Genomic DNA, 3,066 nt, shown 5'->3' on the forward strand with positions numbered 1-3,066 from the left:
ACGGGCGGCAACCACAGAAGCCTCGTATGAGCGGTCGCGGGGATGGCGGAGCGCTTGTACAGGTGGAGCGGCGTCGGCATTGGAGCGACGAGGAGAAGCTGGCGATCCTGAAGGAGACGACGCAGCCCGGCGCTATCATGGCAGTGGTCGCGCGTCGGTACTGGATCGGGACCGGCCAACTCTACACCTGGCGCAAGCAATTGCTCCGCGGCGCGATGGCCGGGTTCGTGCCTGTCGAACTGACGCCGGCCGAACCGCTGACCACGCCATCCGACCCCGGCCGGATCGAAATCCGGCGCAGCGGCGACTTCACGGTTTCGATCGACAGGCTGGTCGACCGAGAGGCGTTGAGATTGGCGCTCGAGGTTATCGGGGAGCTTGAACGTTTAGCCTGACGCTGCCGCCATCGTCGAAGATCTATCTGTCGCTGGCGCCGTGCGACATGCGCAACTATGCGCTGACCATGATTATGCGGAGTCGGTGAGTTTCCAGCCAAGATTCGGATATCTTTCCCATCGGTTATACCAACGCGCGTTGGTGCTGACTCACGTCGGGGATTCCCAAGAGGCTAAGATTATGATTCGATATTGCAGGCACATGGAGGCTTGCGATGGCGGCTGCGGATTCCGGGGTGATCGCGCCCGGCATTCCGAGATGATGTCGCCCACCGTTCCGATTTGATGCCGCCCACTATTCCGGAATGATGTCGCCCATCATTCCGGGATAATGCCGCCCACCTCTGGGCGGTTTGCAGGAGGTGTTCTGGTCGTCGCAGGATCGTCCCTTTCGGGAGGATCGGATGCCGACGGAGAGAATACAGATGCGCCGGGTGCGAGAGATATTGCGGTTGGTCCGGGACGCGGGGGTCCCGGTGCGGGCGATTGCGCGACAGCTGGGGGTCGCGCCTTCGACTGTGCGGGAAACCCTGCGCCGCTTCGAGGCGTCGGGCGTGGAATGGCCCTTGCCGGTGGAGCTGACCGACAGAACATTGGAAGCGCAGCTTTATGGTGCGGCGGGGACGAAGCAGGGGCACCGGCGGCGTGCCGAACCCAATTGGGCGGCGATCAATCGCGAACTCAAGCGCAAGCATGTCACACTGCAAATCCTGTGGGACGAGTATATCGAGCTTCATCCAGATGGGTATCGATACAGCGTAAGCGCCGACGGAAGGCGGCGTTGACGCGGCCTTTCAGGCTTTCCGGCGTGTCCGTGGCGCCCATTTTTTCGCGAGCGCTTCCAGCCTTGCCTCTATCAGGGGGATATCGGGCTTGGCGTTGGGATCATGGTCGTCGCCGAGGGTGTCTAGCGCCTCTTCGTGATATTCATGATGTGGGTCGCCGAGCGCTTCGAGCTTTTCGGCGTAACCCCATGGACCGCCACAGTCCTCTGGCGGCCGCATGCCTACTGCATCGAGGATGAGCGGATATGTCAGGTGCGGGCTGGCCGGGTTGATGCGCTCGATCTTGACGCTATGCTCCCAGGCATCGCCAAAGTCATAGAGATATCGGAAGGTCTTGCGCCTTGTATCCGCCAGGACCTGGGCGAGAGTGGCCTTACGGGCGTCGAGCGGCCCGTCGAAGCCATATTCAGGATCAGGGATGCCAAAGCCGGTCTGCCCGAAGCTCATTTCCCACAGGTGAGAGTCCGTCCACGAGAAGGCGGTCTGGATGACGGTGTGCAGACGGTCGAGCCGGATATTGAGCGGCACCTCCAGCGTTCGGCTGACGGCCGGCGTGACATCGTCCAGCGTAATCTTCATCCGCACGACAGTGCCGTTGCTCACGCAGCCTTCTCCAGATCGTTGGTCAGCCTTGATGCCTGCCATTTCCACGGCAAAAAGTCATCGATCCGATTGATCGGGTGATCACCGATGCGTTCGATGACGTCGGTGAACCATGCCTCGGGCTCGACGCCGTTGAGCCGACATGTACCGGCCAGGGCGTAGAAGAGCGCGGCGGCTTCTCCCCCCTTCATGGAGCCGACGAACATCCAGTTCCGGCGCCCGAGCGCGACACCGCGCAGGGCGTTCTCCACCAGATTGTTGCTGATCTCGAGCCGACCGTCATCACAGTAGCGGACCATAGCCTGCCAGCGATTGAGCGGATAGCGACACGCACGCGCCAGATTGCTGTCAGATGACAGGCCTCGGTTCTGGGTTTCGAGCCAGACGCGCAATGCCTCCAGCTTCGGCACCGCCTTGATCTGGCGGATGCGTCTTCGCTCATCGGGTGGCGCACCCTTGATATCGCGCTCGATGGCGAAGAGCTCGGCGATCCGCACGACCGCCTCTGCCGCAATCGGTGACGGACTTTTCTCCAGGATGTCGGTAAATTTCCGGCGTGCGTGGCTCCAGCATCCCACTTCGACGATATCCTTGGGCGCCTTGGTCCTGGGGTCGCGGTAAAGCGCGTTGTACCCGGCAAAGCCGTCTGCCTGTAGATACCCCCGATAGTCGGCGAGATGTTCTGCCGGATGCGCTCCGCCACGATCGGCGCTGAAGCGGAAGACCACGGCAGGCGGGCTCATGTCGCCGCTTGAGCGATCATCACGCAGATATACCCAGAAGTGCCCGGTCCGGCTGCCATCGCCATTGCCCAGCAGCGTGACCGGCGTGTCGTCACCGTGGATCTTGGCGGCTTCCCGGATATAGGCGAACAGCCGCTCACCCAGCGGCGCCAGCAGCCATGCCAGTTTTCGGGCCCAGCGGCTCATCACGTCCCGATCGATGTGGAGTCCCACGCGGCGGAAGATCACTGACTGCCGATGCCAGGGTTGATGATCGACAAAGCGATTGACGACGAGATGGGCCAGCAAGGCGCTGCTCGCCATCACCTTGGGGAGCGGCAGATCGACAGCGAGGGCCTGGCGGATCTGTTCGCAGGACCGGCACACTAGTCTTGGTCGCACGTGGCGAATGACCCGGAAGCGCGCCGGGACATAGTCGAGGACCTCAGTGACAGCCTCGTCGATCTCTGCTGACGGCCCGTTACAACCGGCATATGTGGACGGCTCCCTCTTGCAAGAGGCTGAGAGGATAATTTGATCGGATCGCTTGCGATCATATGT

Annotated in this window: 3 protein-coding genes and 1 pseudogene; 2 read left to right on the forward strand and 2 right to left on the reverse strand. The window is 62.0% G+C overall.

Annotation, left to right across the window (positions count from 1 at the left end; all coding sequences use genetic code 11):
* Together tnpA and V2I08_RS20225 are read left to right on the forward strand one after the other, a co-directional pair.
* A partial coding sequence (gene tnpA, locus V2I08_RS20220; RefSeq protein ID WP_349636549.1) for an IS66-like element accessory protein TnpA occupies positions 1–395 on the forward strand: 395 nt, incomplete at its 5' end.
* Positions 396–820: 425 nt separating this feature from the next.
* Positions 821–1,165: pseudogene (locus V2I08_RS20225) on the forward strand (helix-turn-helix domain-containing protein); the annotation flags it as partial.
* 24 nt (positions 1,166–1,189) lie between these two features.
* Here the strand turns inward: V2I08_RS20225 and V2I08_RS20230 are convergent.
* Both V2I08_RS20230 and tnpC read right to left on the reverse strand, forming a co-directional pair.
* Positions 1,190–1,783, reverse strand: coding sequence for a plasmid pRiA4b ORF-3 family protein (locus tag V2I08_RS20230; RefSeq protein WP_349636550.1), 594 nt, complete (start codon positions 1,781–1,783; stop codon positions 1,190–1,192).
* A partial coding sequence (gene tnpC, locus V2I08_RS20235) for an IS66 family transposase (protein ID WP_349636551.1) occupies positions 1,780–3,066 on the reverse strand: 1,287 nt, incomplete at its 5' end. The genes tnpC and V2I08_RS20230, both read right to left, overlap by 4 nt.

Source organism: Sphingobium sp. MK2 (assembly GCF_040170545.1).
Lineage (GTDB): Bacteria > Pseudomonadota > Alphaproteobacteria > Sphingomonadales > Sphingomonadaceae > Sphingobium.